At 30.3% G+C, this 19,276-nt stretch carries 18 protein-coding genes; 6 read left to right on the forward strand and 12 right to left on the reverse strand.

Annotated features, from left to right (window positions below; translation table 11 throughout):
• Window positions 1-27: 27 nt before the first annotated feature.
• Together BR82_RS0106155 and BR82_RS0106160 are read right to left on the reverse strand one after the other, a co-directional pair.
• Window positions 28-1,290 carry an FtsW/RodA/SpoVE family cell cycle protein gene (locus BR82_RS0106155; RefSeq protein ID WP_240474520.1) on the reverse strand — a complete coding sequence of 421 codons (1,263 nt, stop codon included), beginning with the start codon at window positions 1,288-1,290 and terminating at the stop codon, window positions 28-30.
• Window positions 1,283-1,549 carry a UPF0223 family protein gene (locus tag BR82_RS0106160; protein ID WP_024722554.1) on the reverse strand — a complete coding sequence of 89 codons (267 nt, stop codon included), beginning with the start codon at window positions 1,547-1,549 and terminating at the stop codon, window positions 1,283-1,285. The genes BR82_RS0106155 and BR82_RS0106160 overlap by 8 nt, the downstream gene beginning before the upstream one ends.
• 112 nt (window positions 1,550-1,661) lie before the next feature.
• Here BR82_RS0106160 and BR82_RS16710 point away from each other — a divergent pair, with 112 nt between their 5' ends.
• Complete coding sequence (locus BR82_RS16710) at window positions 1,662-1,898, forward strand: hypothetical protein (protein WP_084300728.1); 237 nt, start codon at window positions 1,662-1,664, stop codon at window positions 1,896-1,898.
• Window positions 1,899-1,958: 60 nt separating this feature from the next.
• On the forward strand, window positions 1,959-2,528 hold the full coding sequence (gene def / locus BR82_RS0106170) for a peptide deformylase (protein ID WP_024722555.1): 570 nt from the start codon (window positions 1,959-1,961) through the stop codon (window positions 2,526-2,528).
• A gap of 36 nt (window positions 2,529-2,564) precedes the next feature.
• Here the strand turns inward: def and BR82_RS0106175 are convergent, their stop codons facing one another.
• Window positions 2,565-3,017, reverse strand: a complete 453-nt coding sequence (locus tag BR82_RS0106175; protein WP_027089475.1) for a hypothetical protein — start codon at window positions 3,015-3,017, stop codon at window positions 2,565-2,567.
• Between the two features lie 703 nt (window positions 3,018-3,720).
• On the opposite strand from BR82_RS0106175, the gene BR82_RS0106185 reads away from it, so the two are divergent.
• Window positions 3,721-5,001: an O-acetylhomoserine aminocarboxypropyltransferase/cysteine synthase family protein gene (locus tag BR82_RS0106185; RefSeq protein WP_027089476.1), complete on the forward strand. Its 1,281-nt coding sequence runs from the start codon at window positions 3,721-3,723 to the stop codon at window positions 4,999-5,001.
• A 46-nt stretch (window positions 5,002-5,047) separates the two neighbouring features.
• Here the strand turns inward: BR82_RS0106185 and BR82_RS0106190 are convergent, their stop codons facing one another.
• From BR82_RS0106190 to BR82_RS0106205, 4 genes are all read right to left on the reverse strand, one after another.
• Window positions 5,048-6,616: an AAA family ATPase gene (locus BR82_RS0106190; RefSeq protein ID WP_027089477.1), complete on the reverse strand. Its 1,569-nt coding sequence runs from the start codon at window positions 6,614-6,616 to the stop codon at window positions 5,048-5,050.
• 1,443 nt (window positions 6,617-8,059) lie between these two features.
• Window positions 8,060-9,301: an ammonium transporter gene (locus BR82_RS0106195; RefSeq protein WP_027089478.1), complete on the reverse strand. Its 1,242-nt coding sequence runs from the start codon at window positions 9,299-9,301 to the stop codon at window positions 8,060-8,062.
• An 18-nt stretch (window positions 9,302-9,319) separates the two neighbouring features.
• Window positions 9,320-9,658, reverse strand: a complete 339-nt coding sequence (locus BR82_RS0106200) for a P-II family nitrogen regulator (protein ID WP_027089479.1) — start codon at window positions 9,656-9,658, stop codon at window positions 9,320-9,322.
• Between the two features lie 179 nt (window positions 9,659-9,837).
• The gene (locus tag BR82_RS0106205) at window positions 9,838-10,260 is read right to left on the reverse strand and encodes a hypothetical protein (RefSeq protein ID WP_027089480.1); all 423 of its coding nucleotides are present in this window, start codon (window positions 10,258-10,260) and stop codon (window positions 9,838-9,840) included.
• Between the two features lie 117 nt (window positions 10,261-10,377).
• Here BR82_RS0106205 and BR82_RS0106210 point away from each other — a divergent pair, with 117 nt between their 5' ends.
• Entirely contained in the window at window positions 10,378-11,043 is a 666-nt protein-coding gene (locus BR82_RS0106210) for a hypothetical protein (RefSeq protein WP_034864290.1), read from the forward strand.
• Between the two features lie 56 nt (window positions 11,044-11,099).
• The gene (locus tag BR82_RS0106215) at window positions 11,100-12,338 is read left to right on the forward strand and encodes a 6-phosphofructokinase (RefSeq protein WP_027089482.1); all 1,239 of its coding nucleotides are present in this window, start codon (window positions 11,100-11,102) and stop codon (window positions 12,336-12,338) included.
• A gap of 28 nt (window positions 12,339-12,366) precedes the next feature.
• Here BR82_RS0106215 and pdxR read toward each other — a convergent pair whose 3' ends face one another.
• Window positions 12,367-13,683: a MocR-like pyridoxine biosynthesis transcription factor PdxR gene (pdxR, locus tag BR82_RS0106220; RefSeq protein ID WP_027089483.1), complete on the reverse strand. Its 1,317-nt coding sequence runs from the start codon at window positions 13,681-13,683 to the stop codon at window positions 12,367-12,369.
• A 120-nt stretch (window positions 13,684-13,803) separates the two neighbouring features.
• Here pdxR and cysK (BR82_RS0106225) point away from each other — a divergent pair, with 120 nt between their 5' ends.
• Entirely contained in the window at window positions 13,804-14,718 is a 915-nt protein-coding gene (gene cysK, locus BR82_RS0106225; protein WP_027089484.1) for a cysteine synthase A, read from the forward strand.
• A 37-nt stretch (window positions 14,719-14,755) separates the two neighbouring features.
• On the opposite strand, the gene cysK (BR82_RS0106230) is transcribed toward cysK (BR82_RS0106225), so the two are convergent.
• From cysK (BR82_RS0106230) to BR82_RS0106245, 4 genes are all read right to left on the reverse strand, one after another.
• The gene (gene cysK, locus BR82_RS0106230; protein WP_027089485.1) at window positions 14,756-15,688 is read right to left on the reverse strand and encodes a cysteine synthase A; all 933 of its coding nucleotides are present in this window, start codon (window positions 15,686-15,688) and stop codon (window positions 14,756-14,758) included.
• A gap of 126 nt (window positions 15,689-15,814) precedes the next feature.
• Window positions 15,815-16,249, reverse strand: coding sequence for an RrF2 family transcriptional regulator (locus BR82_RS0106235; protein WP_027089486.1), 435 nt, complete (start codon window positions 16,247-16,249; stop codon window positions 15,815-15,817).
• A 54-nt stretch (window positions 16,250-16,303) separates the two neighbouring features.
• Window positions 16,304-17,041, reverse strand: a complete 738-nt coding sequence (locus BR82_RS0106240) for a YiiX/YebB-like N1pC/P60 family cysteine hydrolase (RefSeq protein ID WP_027089487.1) — start codon at window positions 17,039-17,041, stop codon at window positions 16,304-16,306.
• Window positions 17,042-17,052: 11 nt separating this feature from the next.
• Window positions 17,053-19,197, reverse strand: coding sequence for a Tex family protein (locus tag BR82_RS0106245; protein WP_027089488.1), 2,145 nt, complete (start codon window positions 19,195-19,197; stop codon window positions 17,053-17,055).
• Window positions 19,198-19,276 lie beyond the last annotated feature (79 nt).

The following is a 19,276-nucleotide window of genomic DNA, read 5'->3' on the forward strand; positions in this document are numbered from 1 at the left end:
CACCTAGTATATTATATGTTTTGATCTTTAATCGGTGTCAAATTTTTGCCGATTATGCTTAGCAATTATTGCCTGAGCGATTCCAATAGCTACAAAGGCACTAACAGTTGACGAACCACCAGCCGAAATAAGCAGCAACGGTACTCCGGTCATCGGAATTAATCCCGAAACTCCTCCTAGATTAATTATTAAATGTAAAAAGAAATATGATGACACTCCGAGCAAAATAATTCTTGACTTATTTTCTTTTACTTCATTTGAATATTTTAATAATTTAAAAATAATAACACACGTCGGTATAATTACTAACCCTAAGCCAATTATTCCCAGCTCTTCATAAATTATAGCCCCAATGAAATCATTGTGAGCTTCTGGTATATAGCCATATTTTTGGGTAGAATTTCCAAACCCTAAGCCAAATAATCCTCCATCACTAAAAGCAATTAGTGCATTTACCAACTGGTAACTGTTATTATAAGGATCTGACATCGGATCGAGCCATGAATAGATCCGACCTAATTGATAAGGCTGTAAGACAGTGGTTCCAATAATTGTCAATATCACTGCACACCCCCCTATAAAGATCCACACCATTTTTTTATACTTCTTAAAATACTGTCTTGGGGTTCCAATAAAACAAACAAAACAAATTCCTACCAGAATCACAGTAGTCCCAAAATCCTTTTGAATAAACACTCCAACAACAGCAGCAATAAAAACCAAGAGCATTGGTAAAAATACGCATTTTAAAAACTTTTCTTTATAAAATGCCGCTTTCAATGCCGCTGTTTTAAATCGTCCCTTAACAACAAAAGCTTTATCACTTTCGGTTAAAAAATAACTCATGATCAAAATCATTGCAATTTTCATAAATTCAGCCGGCTGAATACTAAATGCTCCACCAAATTTGATCCAGGCATGAGAACCATGAGAATCAGACCAAAATCTACATATCGTCATCAAAATAATTCCTAATAAATATAACTTCATTGACGTTGTATAATCAATATAGCGTGTTTTAAAAACTCTAGCGATAAAAATCATTACAACCGCTCCAGCGATAACATAAACTGTTTGCGTACTCATATTTTTTATCGCTAAAGTAACTGTTTTCTCTGATGAAGTTACACTTCCAATTGAAGCTGAACCAATCATAATAATTCCAAAAACAGCAAGAATAAAAACACTTATATAGATTCCTTTATCTACACCTCGACTTGTAAAAAGCTGTTTTAGTCGATCAATTATTCTTTTTATCTTCGTAAACCTTTTTTTTACCAAATTACTCACCTACTTGAATCCAGTCATTTTCTTTAGCTGCTTTTACTACCTGATAAATTGAATAGTGGGAAATCTCATAAAATTGTTTATCTAACTGTTTTTCCGCACTTTTACTATCAACAATAACTTTAAACTTGCGATAAGCATTCATAAACTCCTCTTTACTAATACCTTTTTCATATGCCTTTTCTACGGCATTATATAAAGCAATTACATCAATTATCTCTTCTGTTGACCAATTATAGTCTAACGGATAATTATAATCCATATTTAATCACTCCTTAATTTTTTTCTATTATAACGTAAAATTTAATTATTATCTACAATAACCCAGGCAAAAGATAAATATTAGAATAGGATATACTAAAGGAGGTGATAATATGAACTGTGGATTTAACTATTCTGGATGTGGATGCAATTCATACAGTCCTTTCATCACAAATCCATTTGGATGCTGTGGATGCAATAGTGGTTTTTCAATGTCCAACTGTGGTTGTGGATGCAGCAACAGCTGTGGATGTAACAACGGTTTTGGATCAACAAACTGGTTTGCAATCGTTTTAGTAGTATTCTTATTATTGATCATTTGTGGAAATTCAAGAATTAGAGTCGGATAAAGTCTTTATTTCACCTCATTTTATGATATAATACTATCAGAATTTAAATGAGGTGAAACTATGTTAACAATGAAAGATATAATCGATGACCATAACAAAAAAATTCGTGAAGTTTCAAAAGAAGTATCACTGCCTCTAAATGAGGAAGATCGTAATCTCTTATTAAAAATGCATGAATTTCTTGTCAACTCTCAAGACCCAGAAATTTCTGAAAAATATGATTTACGTCCTGCTGTTGGGATTGCTGCGATTCAACTAGGGATTCCTAAAAGAATGTGTGCTATTCATGTTTTAGATTATGATAAAGACGGAAATATTACTAAGAGTAATGACTATGCTTTAGTTAATCCTAAAATCATTTCTTATACTGAAAAGAAATCTTATTTAAAAGATGGTGAAGGATGTTTATCAGTAAATGAAGAAGTTCAAGGTTATGTACCACGCTACGCTAAAGTGACAGTTAAGGGATATGATATATTGACTGATCAAGAAGTGAAAATTGTTGCTCGAGGTTTTTTATCAATTTGTTTACAGCATGAATTAGATCATTTTGAAGGAACACTTTTCTATGATCGAATCAATAAAGATAATCCTTTTGCACCGATAGAAAATGCTATGATTATTGAATAAAAGTTTAAAGACTGCAAGTTTTGCAGTCTTTTAAAATTATTTAATTCTTCTGCTTTTTACAAACTTTGATCCTACTAATATTATTACTGCTATTATAGCACAACCGCCATATAGTCTTAAATGAAGTAATTCATCTAGCATATAACAATGACAAACAAAATATTTAGCAAATACTACCACTGCAAATATCAATGCAAGTAAACCAATATTTATAAGACTATATTTTAAATCCTCATCTTTCCAATAATTAATAATTAAAATCAATAAATAAGCTATTACCAATATTAATATTACATAATATAATTTATTGATTACGTTAGAAATAGTATCTACTCTAAGCTTTTCACTTTCAGTATATCCATTTGGAAATACTTCTTCATAAACAAGTGCGCTTAAATAATTATTTAAAGTAACGAACTCATAAAAGCTCCAAAAAGCCAAAATCAAGTATCTAATTACTACAATTATAATATTCTTTAACCTAAACATAATTATTCCCCATGAATCGTTTGTGTATAATAAGGTGATCTATACGTAGAAGTGCCAGCTTTGATTCTTTTATAGCCATATTTATAAATAAAATCAATAAGCAGATGATTCCCATGCATATGAAGTTCGTATAAACGTTCACTAACAACTCCTCCAGCAAAATCTTTTAATGATACTTTTAGTCCGCTAAAAGATCTAATTACTGCAATATTTTCATTTATCCTTATTATATACTATCGTTTTTTTTAATTGTTATTAATACATACTAAAACTATTATTTTGAAAACTTATATTTTTAAATATAATTTATTAATCATACAACTTACTTTTCCTCCTCTCCCTGTCAAATTAATTAATAAAATATATTTTAAAGCTTTTCTTATTTTTACTATAACACAAAAAAAAGAAAATTTTCAATTTCACAATTTAACGGTTAAAAATACCATTAAACGGTAAAGATCAATTCATTTGATACAACAATTTATATTTTTAAATTCAAATTATTATCAAACAGCCTTTAAAATAGACTATTTAATTTTATAATCTTTTTTAATTCAGCTGCTATAGATACATCTAACATACAAAATAAATAAAATTAAATCCTGCTTTAAAATAATAGATAAAGGTGGCTATTTACAGCATTTATTATAGAAATATTATTATAGTTGTGATACAATTTTATCAATTTGAGGAGGAGATATTAATGGATAATAAAAATTATGGTTTTGAAACATTACAAATACATGCCGGTCAAAAACCTGACCCTGTAACCAAAGCAACCGGTATGCCGTTATATTTATCAAATGCTTTTACCTTTGAAGATGCCGACCAGGCCGCAAGAATTTTCGCATTAGAAGAAGGTGGTTATTTTTATTCGCGTTTATCTAACCCTACTGTTGATGCTTTACAAACAAGAATGGCAGCTCTTGATGGCGGGTTTGGAGCTGTTGCCTTTGCTTCAGGAACAGCAGCTATTATGGGATTGATAATGACAGTTTGTCAAAGTGGTGATGAAATCGTAGCGGCTAATAATCTTTATGGTGGAACGATTGGTTCTTTATCAGGAACGATGGAAACAATGGGATTTAAATCTCATTTTGTTGATCCTAAAGATTTAAAAGCTTTAGAAGCTGCAATAACTGATAAAACAAAATTAATTTTTGTAGAATCTGTAGGAAATCCTAATGGTGATATGCTGGATTTTGATGCTATAAATAAAATTGCTAAAAAATACGGTATTTTATTTGTTGTTGATAATACGACCCCAACACCATATTTATTTAAACCAATTGAACATGGTGCTGATTTAGTAGTTTATTCAACGACTAAATATTTAGCTGGACATGGTAATGTCATGGGTGGAATCATTGTCGATAGTGGTAACTTTAATTGGAAAGACAATCCTCGTTATCCTTTATTTAATACCCCTGATAAAGCCTATCATGATATTATTTATGCAAATTTAGGTCAAGCTGCATTTTGTACAAAAGCTGTTGCCAAAACATTACGTGATTTAGGTGGTTGTATGGCACCATTTAATGCCTATATGACTCTACTTGGATTAGAAACACTATCTCTAAGAATGAAAAAACATGTTGAAAATGCTCGGATATTAGCTAAGTTTTTAAATGAATGTGAAGATGTTGAATGGGTAAGTTATGCCGAACTACCAGATAATCCTAATTATGACTTAGCAAAAAAATATTTCCCTAATGGTTTTGGCGGTCTTTATACATTTGGTGTAAAAGGCGGTGTCGCTGGTGGTAAAACAGTCATCGATAACATCAAATTATTTATTCATGTTACTAATTTTGCTGATTCTCGTTCTTTATTAACACATCCAGCCAGCACTACTCATGCTCAAATGTCAGAAGAAGAACGTTTAGCAGGAGGAGTAAAACAAGAAACAATTAGAATGTCTGTTGGTTTAGAAGATGTCGAAGATTTGATTGCCGATTTAAAACAAGCTTTTAAAAAAATTTAAAATTATTAGCATCTCAAATTGAGATGCTATTTTATTACTATCTTATTTAATTATCATGAATTGCCTTTTCTATCTTACAACTATGTTTCTTTGTCTTCTTATCATAACTGATTCCTACTATCAGTAAATTATCTCTATACTTTTCTAATCCAAAATAATATTTCTTCGCTTTGATCTGATCTATCGCTGTCTCTACTTCCTGATCCCATTTTAATTCTACTATCATTGCTGGTTTATCATCTTTAGGTATAAACACCATATCTGCATATCCTTTACCACTTGGCATCTCTCTTATTATCGTATAATGATTTCTGGCATATATATACGCGATCGAAATCGTATAGGATAACGCATTTTCATTATTATATGTTAGTATCGCTGTATCCAAATGCGCTTCTTCGATATACTTGGCTACTAATTCTTCTTCTTTATTCCATGTCGCTTCTAATAAGGCACGGCTGTTTAATAATGCTTTCGTCGTTTCATTCCATGATGAATCTTCAATCGATGCTACAAACGAACTTGTTACTTCCTTATTTGGGATATAACATGTCTGATCAGAACTGTTATATCCTAGATATCCTAAATGAATCAGCAGTGTTAAAACATCATCTTTTGATTTAAACGTCGTCATATCATTTTGAAACTTGTCTGTATTCAAATATACCTCTTCTCCAGCCAATAACTTGACAACATCATCTTTCAAGCCATCATAATTCATATCGATATAGACTCTTAAGGCTTCATACGTCTCGGTTGCACTCCAGTAGTTTTCGTATTTTCTGTCCATCAAAGCATAAACAACAGAACGATGGTTATAAACTGATAAATCATCTGTCATCCTGTATCCATCATACCAGTCCTTCATTTTTTCATAATCCATATCATATTTTAAACATAAATCTTCAACTTCTTTTTCTGTAAAACCCATAAACTCTTCCAGTGGTGTTGGATTGAGTATCGATATTTCCTTGAACATATTCAAGGCACTATGAGTTCCGTATTTTTTGATTGGCAGGATTCCCGTCATATAGGCAAGCTCTACATAGGGCTTATCTTTTAATAAGTTTCTTAAAAAATCCAAATACTGACTCTGGGCTTCTTTATTATTTTTGTATTCTCTAAAGATACAGTCCCATTCATCGATAACAAAAATAAATCGTTCATTTACCTCAGCATAAACATCTTCTAAAACTTGTATAAGATCATTAATATCAAAATATTCTATATTTTGATAAACTTTTTTTATATCTCTAAAAATTAATTTCGTTAGAAGAATAAGCATTTTATCAATATCATGTGTTTTACTTAAAAAATCCTGCATATTGAGATGGATCACATTATGCTGATTTAAATGCTTTTGATATAACTCTGTTTGACTGATTTTTAAACGATTGAATATCTGTGATGAATCACAGCCTTTGGAATAATAAGCTACTAACATATTGGCATCGGTACTCTTTCCAAATCTTCTTGGTCGTGATATACAAAGATATTTATTCACTTTTTCTTTCAAATGCTCAATTCTTTCAATCAATAAAGATTTGTCAACATATATTTCTTTATTAACCGCTTCATAAAAATTCTGATTTGTTGGATTTAAATAAATGCCCATACTTATCATTCCTTTCGTAGAATTATTGTAACATTTTTTTGTTGATTATTCATCACATTTTGATACTAATCATAGCTCGACTTCATTACTTAAACAAATTACATAAATATTAGTTTTAATCTATGATTTCCATGTTTTCTAAATAAAAAAGATGTTAACTCTAAACCCTAAGTTTCAAAGCAATATTTACAAGCTTATGTCTATACTTTGAACTCTATGCCTAATATTTCTCAACTCTTGATTTAAAACCATATCACTTCTAATCCTTTTTCAATTAAATATATTTTAAACATTCTCCTTTATTAACATATAATAGTTTAAGTGTTATAACTCTAATTTATTTCCTCTATCTTACATATATGTTTTTATCATAACTTTGAAAGACGCTGAAAATCACTCACTAATACATGTATTTTCATTGCTGATAATGTATCTATTCCTTTGAAACATGAAGTTTTAGATACAAAATTCCTGTATTCTTCCCCCTATGAAAATTCTTCTATTCTTTCATTGAATCTTTCAATTCGTTCATTTAAATTTAAATAATCATCCCCTTTTAGAAATTCATTCAATCTTTCTCTTACGATTTCAGGCAGTTCTATCGTTTCAAGCTATTTGATATGGGCAACTATTCTACTGCTTTTCCCCTGATGTCTTAATCCTCTTCTTAATACAAGTGCACTGATTGGTTGTTTGATTCTCTTTTTTGACTAAATGACATCTTCTCTTAAGACTATATATTCCTTAATTTCATTGTCATGTCCGTTGGCACATGAATTGCTTTATATGAACCATGTGTTGATAATGCCAGTGTTGCCAGTATGACACATAAAATATCATGATATGCAAGTTCGTGATACAAATAAAATCCTAGCCAGCCTGATACATATCCTGTTAAAATATCTGTCTCATTTTCATCACATGCTTTTCTTTTAGCTGACTTAATAAATTTAAGAACATTTTTTACCTCTTATCTTTATATTATAATTGTACTAAAATACTGCATGTTAGTCCATTTCTAACTATATTTATACTCGTCATCTTCAAAATAATGGTTTTTTCAAGAATTGATCAAATATGGATATAAAACCTATAAATGACAAAATCATTCAATATCCCATACTTAAAAAATGAAAATGATAGTATCTTGAAAAACTCTTTATAACATTACTGTTACCAATTATATGGATTTTATTGTTTGTTTTCTTGACGTCATTCATTTCAACAATAAATTTGATTTACTAAAGATCTTTTTAAAAATTATCATATTTCACTTCATATATTTCTCTATTTTCGTCTATCTTTATTAATTTGATTAAAATTGAAATTTAATATTATTATAAGTAATTCCTACAATAGTTTTGTTTACACACTTATAATTTTTACTCATCAGTGCTAATATTCTTTCCATAATAAAAGACTGGAATCCCAGTCTTTTAATTATTATTTTTTTAAGAAATCTGGATATGCTTCTGAACCATGTTCTCCAATATCAAGTCCTTCTAATTCTTCTTTTGGAGTAACCCGTAATCCAATTGTCTTTTTAATAATTGTAAACATCAAGAAAGAAGTAATACAAACCCAAAGAGCAACTACTACAACTCCAGTTAACTGTGTGATCAATAAATCGAAACCACCACCATAGAATAATCCTAAAATGCCTTCACTTGCCGGTGTATTGCAGGCAAATAAACCGACAGCAATGGTACCCCAAACACCATTTAAGCAATGTACACCTACTGCACCAACTGGATCATCAATATGGAATTTTTGATCTAAGATCTCACATCCATATACAACTAACACACCACCTATTGCTCCAATTATAAGTGCACCATATGCAGAAACGATATGACAACCAGCTGTAATGCCTACTAAGCCAGCTAAAATACCATTTAAAGTCATTGAAATATCAGGTTTCCCATATTTTTTCCAAGTTAAAAACATTGCTACCAATGCACCTGCGCAAGCTGATAAATTAGTAGTTAAAGCAATATGTCCTACATATCCTGCTGCTTCCAATGATGATCCGGGATTAAATCCAAACCAGCAGAACCATAAAATAAATACCCCTAAAGTAGCCATCATGATACTATGACCAGGAATAGCTTTTGCCTTTCCATCTTTATCATATTTACCAATTCTTGGTCCAAGAGTAATCGCACCCATCAAAGCAGCCCAGCCACCTACTGAATGAACTGCGGTAGATCCGGCATAATCAATAAATCCTAACTTAGATAGAAATCCACCACCCCAGATCCAATGACCAGAAATTGGATAAATAACTAAACTAATTACGAATGTATAAACTAGATAAGATACAAACTTTGTTCTTTCTGCCATAGCTCCCGAAACGATCGTTGCTGCAGTTGCACAGAAAACCGTTTGAAAGAAAATAAATACTGATGGCGATAAAGCTTCAAATTGTGGCAAATCAAGCTTAGTTGGATCAAAAAATCCACTGCTTCCAATAAATCCCCCAATCGAATCACCAAACATTAATCCGAATCCAATCATAAAAAAGATAATTGAACCAATCGCAAAATCCATAATATTTTTCATTAATACATTATTACAATTCTTTTGTCTAGTAAGACCTGCCTCTAAAATTGCAAATCCAGCCTGCATCAGCATAACCATTACAGCAGCCAAAAATACCCAAACGATATTAATTAATTGTTCCATAAAACTACCCCCTAAATTTTATAATGCTTTTTCACCAGTTTCACCAGTACGAATTCTAACCGCCTCTTCTACAGGATATACAAACACTTTACCATCCCCAACATTTCCTGAAGAAAGTCTTTCAGTAACTTTATCAATTACTTTTTTTACGACATCATCTTTTACTACTGTTTCAACTCTTAGTTTGGAAACTAAGTTTACAGCATATTTGGTTCCCCGATATTGCTGAGTATAACCCATCTGATTACCAAACCCCATAATATTGGAAACCATCATACCAGTAATATCACATTCAGTTAAAATATCTTTTAAATCTTCTAACTTTTCTGGTCTAATAATGATCTCTAATTTTTTCATCTTTTATTAACCCCCTTTATTTTTTTAGATTTTAAGCTCATGCGCTTGAAATCTTGATAAAATAATATCAAGATAATAATTTATTGTCAATAATAAATTTTATTTTTATCTTTAACAATAAAAAAAGTGGCTTAATAACCACTAAAAATTTAATAAAACTTATTACCAAAATAATCTTATTAATAATAATCTCTTACCAAATTTACCATATCTTCAACATACAAGCGGGCGCCATCAATTACATTTTGATCAATTTCTTTTAGTTGTTTAAAAGTTAATTTAAATGAATACTGCTCTCTCATTAATGGTAAATCGGTTTCTTGGCATAATTTAATCATTTCTTTCATTTTATGATCATTTATATAAAAAGCATTGAACAAAGCGACATTACGAACTTTTTGGCGATTTAAATTTTTTATAAAAGATTCAAGCTGATAATCTTTCCAGGATGAATCATCAAAGCCAATTATCATTAAATCGACACAACCACAATAATCAAAATCGTCTATTGTTTTAGCGGATGTCTTGACCCATCTTGCCATAGCTTCGGCTACAGGCTTAATATGTCTTGACTTATTTGTGTACAAAACTTCTACTTTCATTAGTATCACCTATTGTAATTCTAAATCGTTTTTGTGAACTGTATATAAACTGAATAAAATATATTTTTTAATATTAGAAATTTAAGATTGTGGCACACTAAATATGGAGGTGAATTGATGAAATTTATAAAATCTACTAGTTTAATTACATGTTTACTTATTTTACTAACTGGTTGTGTTAAGGGGGATGTAAATATTGCTTTTAAAGATAACACAGATGCTAATATTGAAATTAAATTATTTTTTCCCGAAAGCCTTTTAAATGAATATAATACATCAATTGATGAGTTAACGAATAAATTAAAAGAAAATGGTTTACAAGACTGGACTAGTGAAAAATCTAAGGAATCAATCAACGGTGTAACATATTTGGTTTTAAATTTAAAAGCTCCTGAAAACATTAATAAGGGTTTAATGTCTTTTTTTGAATATCATGAAAAAGATAAAAGCTATCAAGTTAAGATAGATTTAAATTTAATTAATGATATTTATAATATTAGTGAATTAAAAGATATAGATAATTATTCTCTATCTAATTTAAAAACGATGGGTTTAGAATTTAATTTAAATATTGAAATGCCTGGTACAATCAAAGAAACTAATGTTGGTAAGATCGTCAATAATCAAGTGCAAATAGATCTTGTTGATTTATTGACTCAAGATGAAATTACTACGATTTCTATTAATTCCATAACTACCCATAAAAACAATTTTCCTATTAATCTTTTAATTATTGCTGGTTTATCGATCATTCTCTATTTGATCATAAGAAAAAGTAAATAACTACTTTTTTTTACTATCTAAAAATGTTAGAATTAGGCCGTAAAAAGGAGAATAAGATGAAAAAAAGAAATTGTATTATTGGACAGTCTGGAGGACCCACAATCGCCATCAATGCAAGTCTTGCAGGAATCATTCATAAAGCTAAATATAGTAATGAATATCAAAATGTTTATGGGATGATCAATGGTATAAAGGGTCTGTTGGAAGGTCGCTATATGGATCTTCTTAAAGAATTTGATACTGGTGAAAAGATCAATGCCTTAAAACAAACACCAGCTATGTATTTAGGCTCTTGTCGTTTTAAATTACCAACTCATATAGAAAATGTTGATACCTATGTTAAATTGTTTGAAATCTTAACAAAATTAGAAATCACTGATTTTTATTACATCGGTGGTAATGATTCAATGGATACAGTAATGAAATTAGACGATTATGCTAAAAGTATTAATAGCCCAATTAAGTTTATTGGTATACCTAAAACCATTGATAATGATTTAATGGGGACTGATCATACACCAGGATTTGGCTCAGCTGCAAAATATGTAGCTTCATCGATTTTAGAAGTAGTGCATGATAGTTTGATTTATCAATTGCAATCAGTAACAATTATTGAAATCATGGGTAGAAATGCCGGCTGGTTAACCGCTGCTGCTGCTTTAGCTCGTAATGAATACAACGAAGCTCCCGATCTAATTTATTTACCTGAGGTTATTTTTGATACAGAACGTTTTCTAAATGATATTCGTGAGATTTTCAAAAGAAAACGCTGTGTCGTTATTGCCGTCAGTGAGGGAATCAAGGATAAAAATGGTAATTTCTTAGATGATAATTCCAAATATGTTCAACGCGATGCTTTTGGTCATGTTTTACATTCTGGTACTGGAAAAATGTTAGAATCATTGGTATTTGAGGAATTTCAATGTAAAGTTAGAAGTATTGAACTAAATGTTTTACAACGTTGTGCAATGCATATTGGTAGTAAAACTGATTTAAATGAATCTTTTGTAATTGGTCAAAAGGCTGTTGAAACTGCTATTGCTGGTAAATCTGGTCAAGTAATGGGATTTAAGCGTGTTTCTAATAATCCTTATACAATTGAATATATTTCTACTGATGTGCATGAAGTTGCAAATTTAGAACAAAAAATACCTATTGAATGGATCAATGAGGCTGGTAATGATATTTCTCAAAAATTATATGAATATTTGTTTCCGTTAATTCAAGGAGAAGTCCATATCAACTATCAAAATGGTATTCCTGCTTATTATAGCTGTAAACATCTTAATAAATAAGGATTAGATGATTTATCTAATCCTTTTATTATTGCCATATATCTTTTAGAATATTTGTGGCTTGATCAATATCTTGATCAAGAATTCCTGAAAATGATAAAGTTATTTGATTATTTCTATTTTTATTTACTAAAATATCATTTTTTTTAGCTATCTCAATAAATTTATCAATTAAATCAATTTCAACAGACATAGTGATTTTTAATGCTGTTTCATATAAATCAAAAGTATAATCAGGAAAAGCTTGTTGTAAATTTTTTAAAAGATGTTCGCTTTTATCACGATAATGCTTTCTTAATCTTCTTAAATGTCTAGATAACTGCCCATCTTCAATATACATTGCTAAAGCCAATTGTTCTAATTTTGAGGCAGTTTGATGATATCCATCTGATTTTTGTTTGAATAATGATAATAATTGATCAGGTAAAGCCATATAACTAATTCTAATTGATGGTAATAGTAATTTAGAAAAAGAACCAATATAAATAATATGATCATTATCTAATTTTGCCATTGCATCAATTGGTTTAGTATTGAATTTTAGTTCGCCATTATGATCATCTTCAATTATATAAACACCATTTTCCCGAGCATATTCGATTATTTCCAAACGTCGCTGCTGTTTAAGTGGATGCCCATGATAACCTCCAGATGAACTATTTAAATAAAGTAATTTCAAATTTGCTTTTTTTAATCCTTCAATTGTAATTCCTTTATCATCAACCGGTAATTTTACAACCTGCATATGACAATCATGGAACACTGCTTCAGCCTGCTTAAACCCGCCTTCTTCAATTCCCACAATATTATCCCTTTCAAACAAACTACAGACATAATAAAGTAAGATTTGAAATCCGGCTCCAATTACATAATTATTGACAGGCCTTCTTACCCCACGGTATTCATGACTGTATTTTTGTAATGCTTTTTTTAATACTAATTCCCCTTGTGGTTCTCCATAACTCATTAAATCATCACTTTGATTGAGAGCTTTTTTAATATATTTTTTCCAGATATCTAAATTAAAACTCTCACTGTCAACTAATCTTCCACTAAAATCATAACGATATTTATGATTATCAAATTGTTCATTAATTTGATTGAGATTTTCATTTATTGCATGTTTATTGTATTGTACATCTACAAAATAACCCACCTTCTCTTTTGTATAAACATATCCCTCTACTAATAACTGCAAATATGCACTTTCAACAGTAGTCTTACTAACATCTAATTGTTTGGCCATTTTTCTGATTGACGGTATTTTATCATTATACTTTAAATACCCTTTTTCAATATCATCAACAATTGTTTCATATACTTCTAAATACTTATATTCTTTCATAAACAGTCCCCTTTAAAACTATTATAAATCATCATCTTGATAATGACAATTAAATATAATTAAATTTTTTATACCATAATCATCCATTTTATGATATAACAAAAAAGAGGGAGTGAAGATATGAGCGTAAAAAAAAGTGTTTTAGAGGTAATCGGTAAAACACCTCTTATTCAAATTAATCGTTTCAAAGAAGCAAAAAACATAACTAATAATTTATATGCAAAAGTAGAATTTTTTAATCCTGGGGGAAGTGTTAAAGATCGAGTTGGATTAAAATTAATCAAACAGGCATATCAGGAAAAACTAATCAATGAAAAAACTACTATTATTGAACCAACTAGCGGTAACACAGGAATCGGATTAGCTATTGCCTGTGCCATCTATAAAAATGAATTGATCTTGACCATGCCAGAAACAATGTCCATAGAAAGACAAAAGTTATTAAAAGCCTATGGTGCTAAAATTGTTTTAACAGCTGGTGAAAAAGGTATGCAGGGTGCAGTTGATAAAGCAAATGAATTAGCACGTAAAATTGAAAATAGCTTTATCCCTGGGCAATTTACCAATCCTAATAATCCATTAGCTCATGAAGAAACTACTGCTCTTGAAATAATTGATGATTTTGATGATACGATCGATTATTTTGTTGCTGGAATTGGTACAGGTGGTACTATTACTGGCATCGCTAGAGAGCTAAAAAAGAAATATCCTGAAATAAAAATAATTGGTGTTGAACCTAGTGACTCTCCTTTAATTACAAAAGGAAAAGCCGGCAGTCATGGTCTTCAGGGGATTGGGGCAAATTTTATTCCTGAAATTCTTGATTTAGATCTTATCGACGAAGTAATAACTGTTTCAACTGATGAAGCTTATAATGCAGCTAGATTATTAGCAAAAAAAGAAGGTCTATTAGTTGGTATCTCGGCTGGAGCTGCCCTACATGGTGCCTCTATATTATCAGGTGAAAATAAAAATGTTATCGTTCTACTTCCAGATACTGGGGAACGTTATTTATCAACAGCTTTATTTGAATAATTAAAAAGCTATCGTTAATGATAGCTTTTTAATATATTTAATCTGATGATACTAATGCTGTTGAAAGATATCTTTCACCGGTATCCGGTAAAAGAACAACAATGTTTTTTCCCTTATTTTCTTCACGTTTTGCTAAAACAGCTGCTCCATACATTGCTGCTCCAGATGAAATTCCTACTAACGCTCCTTCCGTTTTAGCAATTTCTCGACTTGTTGCAAAAGCATCTTCATTAGATACCGCAATAATTTCATCGTAAATACTTGTATCTAATGTATTAGGTACAAAACCAGCACCAATTCCTTGAATTGTGTGTGGCCCCGCTACCCCTTTTGAAAGAACAGGTGAAGCAGCTGGTTCAATGGCAACAACTTTAATATCAGGATTTTTTTCTTTTAAATATTTTCCAACTCCACTAATTGTTCCTCCAGTACCTACGCCAGCTACAAAAATATCAATATTTCCTTCTAACTGCTGATATATTTCTGGCCCTGTTGTTAAATAATGAATATTGGGATTTGCGGGATTATCAAATTGACTTGGAATAAAAGCGTTTGGTATTTCTTTTGCTAATTCATTAGCCTTATTAATAGCACCTTTCATTCCTAAACTTCCTGGTGTAAGTATTACCTTAGCACCATATGCTTTCAACAGATTCCGACGTTCAATCGACATTGTTTCCGGCATTGTCAAAATAACCTGATATCCTAAAGAAGCTCCTATAGCGGCCAACCCAATTCCGGTATTACCACTAGTTGGTTCGATGATAACAGAATCCGGCTTCAAGACACCTTCTTCAATAGCTTTGCTCAACATTGCATTAGCAATTCTGTCTTTGACACTACCAGCGGGATTAAAATATTCTAGCTTTGCAAAAATATTAGCATTTAAGCTGTGTTTAGATAAATAATTATTTAATTTTAAAATTGGTGTATTTCCTATCAATTCACTAATATGATTATTGTAAGTCATTTTTTTACCTCCGTTATATTATATTATTAACAATTAATAATATGTTTATAATTCCTATATTCCCTACTGTTTTAATATGATTATATCATTGATTCATATTTTGTCAACAAAAAAAGCCCGAAGGCTTTATATAGAATAATTATTGACTTGATTGCTAGCTTGGTCAATTAGATCTTGTAGTGTAACACTATCAACATATTCTTTGATCACCTTATCCAATCCCTGCCAAAAAGGTAACGTAATACATTCATTACTTCGTGAACAATGATTATTATGATCTTTTAAACAAGCTACAGGTGCAAGATCACCTTCCGTAATTCTTAAAATATCTCCGATAATATACTGATCAGGGCGTTTTGTTAAGCGATAACCTCCACTATTACCTCTTAAACTCTGTAAATATCCCGCCTTGTTTAATAATGATATAATTTGCTCAAGATACTTGACTGTTAATTCCTGCCTCATGGCGATATCTTTCAGGGGTATAAATTTACCATCATCATGCATAGCAATATCCAACATAACTCTCAAAGCATAACGTCCTTTGGTTGAAATCTTCATTTGTCTTCACCTCGATATAATAATACTGATATTATTCGATAAATACAAGCAAAATTAATCATTTATCTTATCAATTATGCAATTATCATGCTTTTCCAACAAGAAACAATGTTCAGCATTACCTAATGTTTCTAGAAAATCCCCTAAATCAGTAGGTGTAATGACTACATGATCTAAAATATTACTCGTCTTAGTTACCTCGATGCCAACTGCCTGCAAAGCATAGTATACAAGTTCACTGCAATATAGAGTCGTATCATCATAAGTAATCATGCTGTAGTCATAAGGGGTTCCTAAATAATCTAGAGCACGATCAATATAATATTTGATAAACTCATTGTCTTCGTTAAATCGATAGCCTGAAAGAGCCTTGAGATAAGACTCTTCTTTTAAATTTGCCATCTGATCAAAAGTTCTGATTTTAACTCCTGATGAATTACTATCTAAAACTAAAACTTCATTTTGATTTTGATAATGTTTGATTATATCTTGATAATATTTATCATTCGGTTGATAAAACTCTGTAAACTGCTGATATGTACCAAGATAAAAAACTGTATGTTTCCATCTTCCAGGAATAGCATATGAACTTAAGTAATTTGTATTTTCAATATTTATAATATCGCCAACTTTAAAAATATTTGTATAATTTAACAGCTCATCATATTCAATAACTTCATCTTTTGCTATAGATGTACTTTCGACAACTTCAATATGATCGGCTGTTTCATTTTTAAAAGAGCAGCCACTTATCATTAATATTAATACTATTACCAAAAGAAATTTTTTCATCAACTCATCCTTTAATCTTTAATCATACTTAAACCAACACGATGTTTATTAACATCAACATCAATAACATATACTTCAACAATGTCTCCTATACTTAGTTTATCCAAAGGATGCTTAATTCTTTCATGTGAAATTTTAGAAATGTGTACTAAACCGTCATTTTTTAAACCGATATCAATAAAAGCTCCAAAATCCACAACATTTCTAACTGTACCTTCTAAAGCCATTCCTGGCTTTAAATCCTCAATTTTTAAAATATCTTTCTTTAAAAGCGGGGTCGCATAATTATCTCTTGGTGAACGATTCGGTTTAATAAAACTATCAATTATATCATCCAATGTATAATTATCGATTTGTAATTCCTTCATTGCTTTTTCTTTATTAAGATTCGTAAGTTTATCAGCAATCTCTTTTGTTCCCAATTCTTTTTCATCTGCACCTATTAATTTTAATAATTCTTTAGCCTGAGCATAATTTTCAGGATGGATCGCAGTTGCATCGAATGGATCATTGGCACCAGGAATTCGTAAAAATCCAATTGATTGTTGATAAGTTTTAGCTCCTAATTTATTAACATTCTTTATTTCTTCACGGTTAGTAAATTTACCATGTTCATCACGATATTTAATAATATTTTTAGCTACGCCGCTGTTCAATCCAGAAACATATTGTAACAAAGAAGCAGACGCTGTATTAATATCAACGCCAACACTATTAACAGCTTTTTCAACAACAAAATCTAACTGTTCTTCAAGTTGTTTTTGAGCTATATCATGCTGATATTGGCCAACACTGATTGCTTTAGGTTCAATTTTTACTAGTTCAGCTAAAGGATCTTGTAATCTTCGAGCTATTGATACTGCAGAACGCTCTTCTACTTGATAATCTGGAAATTCTTCTTTAGCAAGTTTACTAGCTGAATAAACCGATGCCCCAGCTTCAGAAATAATCGCATAATCAACATCAAGATTATTTTCTTTGATTAATTGTGAAATAAAAGCTTCACTCTCTCTGCTGGCAGTTCCATTACCAATTGCGATGATTTCAATTTTATATTTCTTAATAATATCTAATAACGTTTTTTTCTCTTTATCATAATTATTTTTAGGTATCGTAATGAATACTTTATCGATCTTTAATACTTTTCCTGTTTGATCAACAACTGCTAATTTACAACCAGTACGATAAGCAGGATCAACACCTAATACCATTTTATCTTTTAATGGCGCCTGCATAAGTAATTTTTCTAAATTAATTGAAAATACTTTTAATGCTTGTTCACTAGCTTTTTCTGTTAATTCATTACGTACTTCACGTTCAATTGAAGGTAATAATAAACGATTTAAGCTATCTTCAACAACTTTTAATAAATAATCGTTGACACTACTATTTCTTTTTTTAGTTATACCACGATATATATATTGGATCAAAAAATCCTTATCCATAATAATATTCACTGTAATTACTTTTTCATTTTCAGCACGATTAACAGCTAAAATACGGTGTGAAACGATTCGATTAACGCGTTCATGATAATCGTAATACATTTCATATACTTTTGTTTCATCAGGATTTTTCTTTTTGACTTTTGTTTCAATCGTACCTGATTTATACATGATATCTTTAACAAACTTACGGTATTTGATATCGTCACTAATAACTTCGGCAATAATATCTAAAGCACCTTGAATCGCCTCTTCAATAGTCGTTACTTTATCATTTAAATATTTTTTTGCTTCTTCATTAATATCTCCTTTAGGTAAAGACAATATCCATTTACTTAATGGCTCTAAACCTTTAGCTTTGGCTTCAGTTGCTTTAGTCTTTCTTTTCTCCTTATAAGGTCGATACAAATCTTCTACTTCATTTAATTTAGCAGCTTTTAAAATATCTGCTCTTAACTGCTCCGTTAACATTCCTTTTTCATCTATTAATCTAATAACATCTTCTTTACGTTTCAATAAACCGATTTGATATTGATAATATTTATCAATATTTCTGATCTGGTCCTCATCTAAGCCACCTGTTGCCTCTTTACGATACCGGGCAATAAAGGGAACTGTATTCCCCTGCTCTAATAATGATAAAACTGCAACTACTTGTTTTTCAGCTACTCCTAATTCTTTTGCTGCTATTTTAATAATTTCCTCGTTCATAATAACTCCTCTTATAATTAAACTTTAACTATATTATTTTATCCAAAATTAATAAAATATCAACTCTTATTTAAAAAAA

The organism is Thomasclavelia saccharogumia DSM 17460 (genome assembly GCF_000686665.1).
Taxonomy (GTDB): domain Bacteria; phylum Bacillota_I; class Bacilli_A; order Erysipelotrichales; family Coprobacillaceae; genus Thomasclavelia; species Thomasclavelia saccharogumia.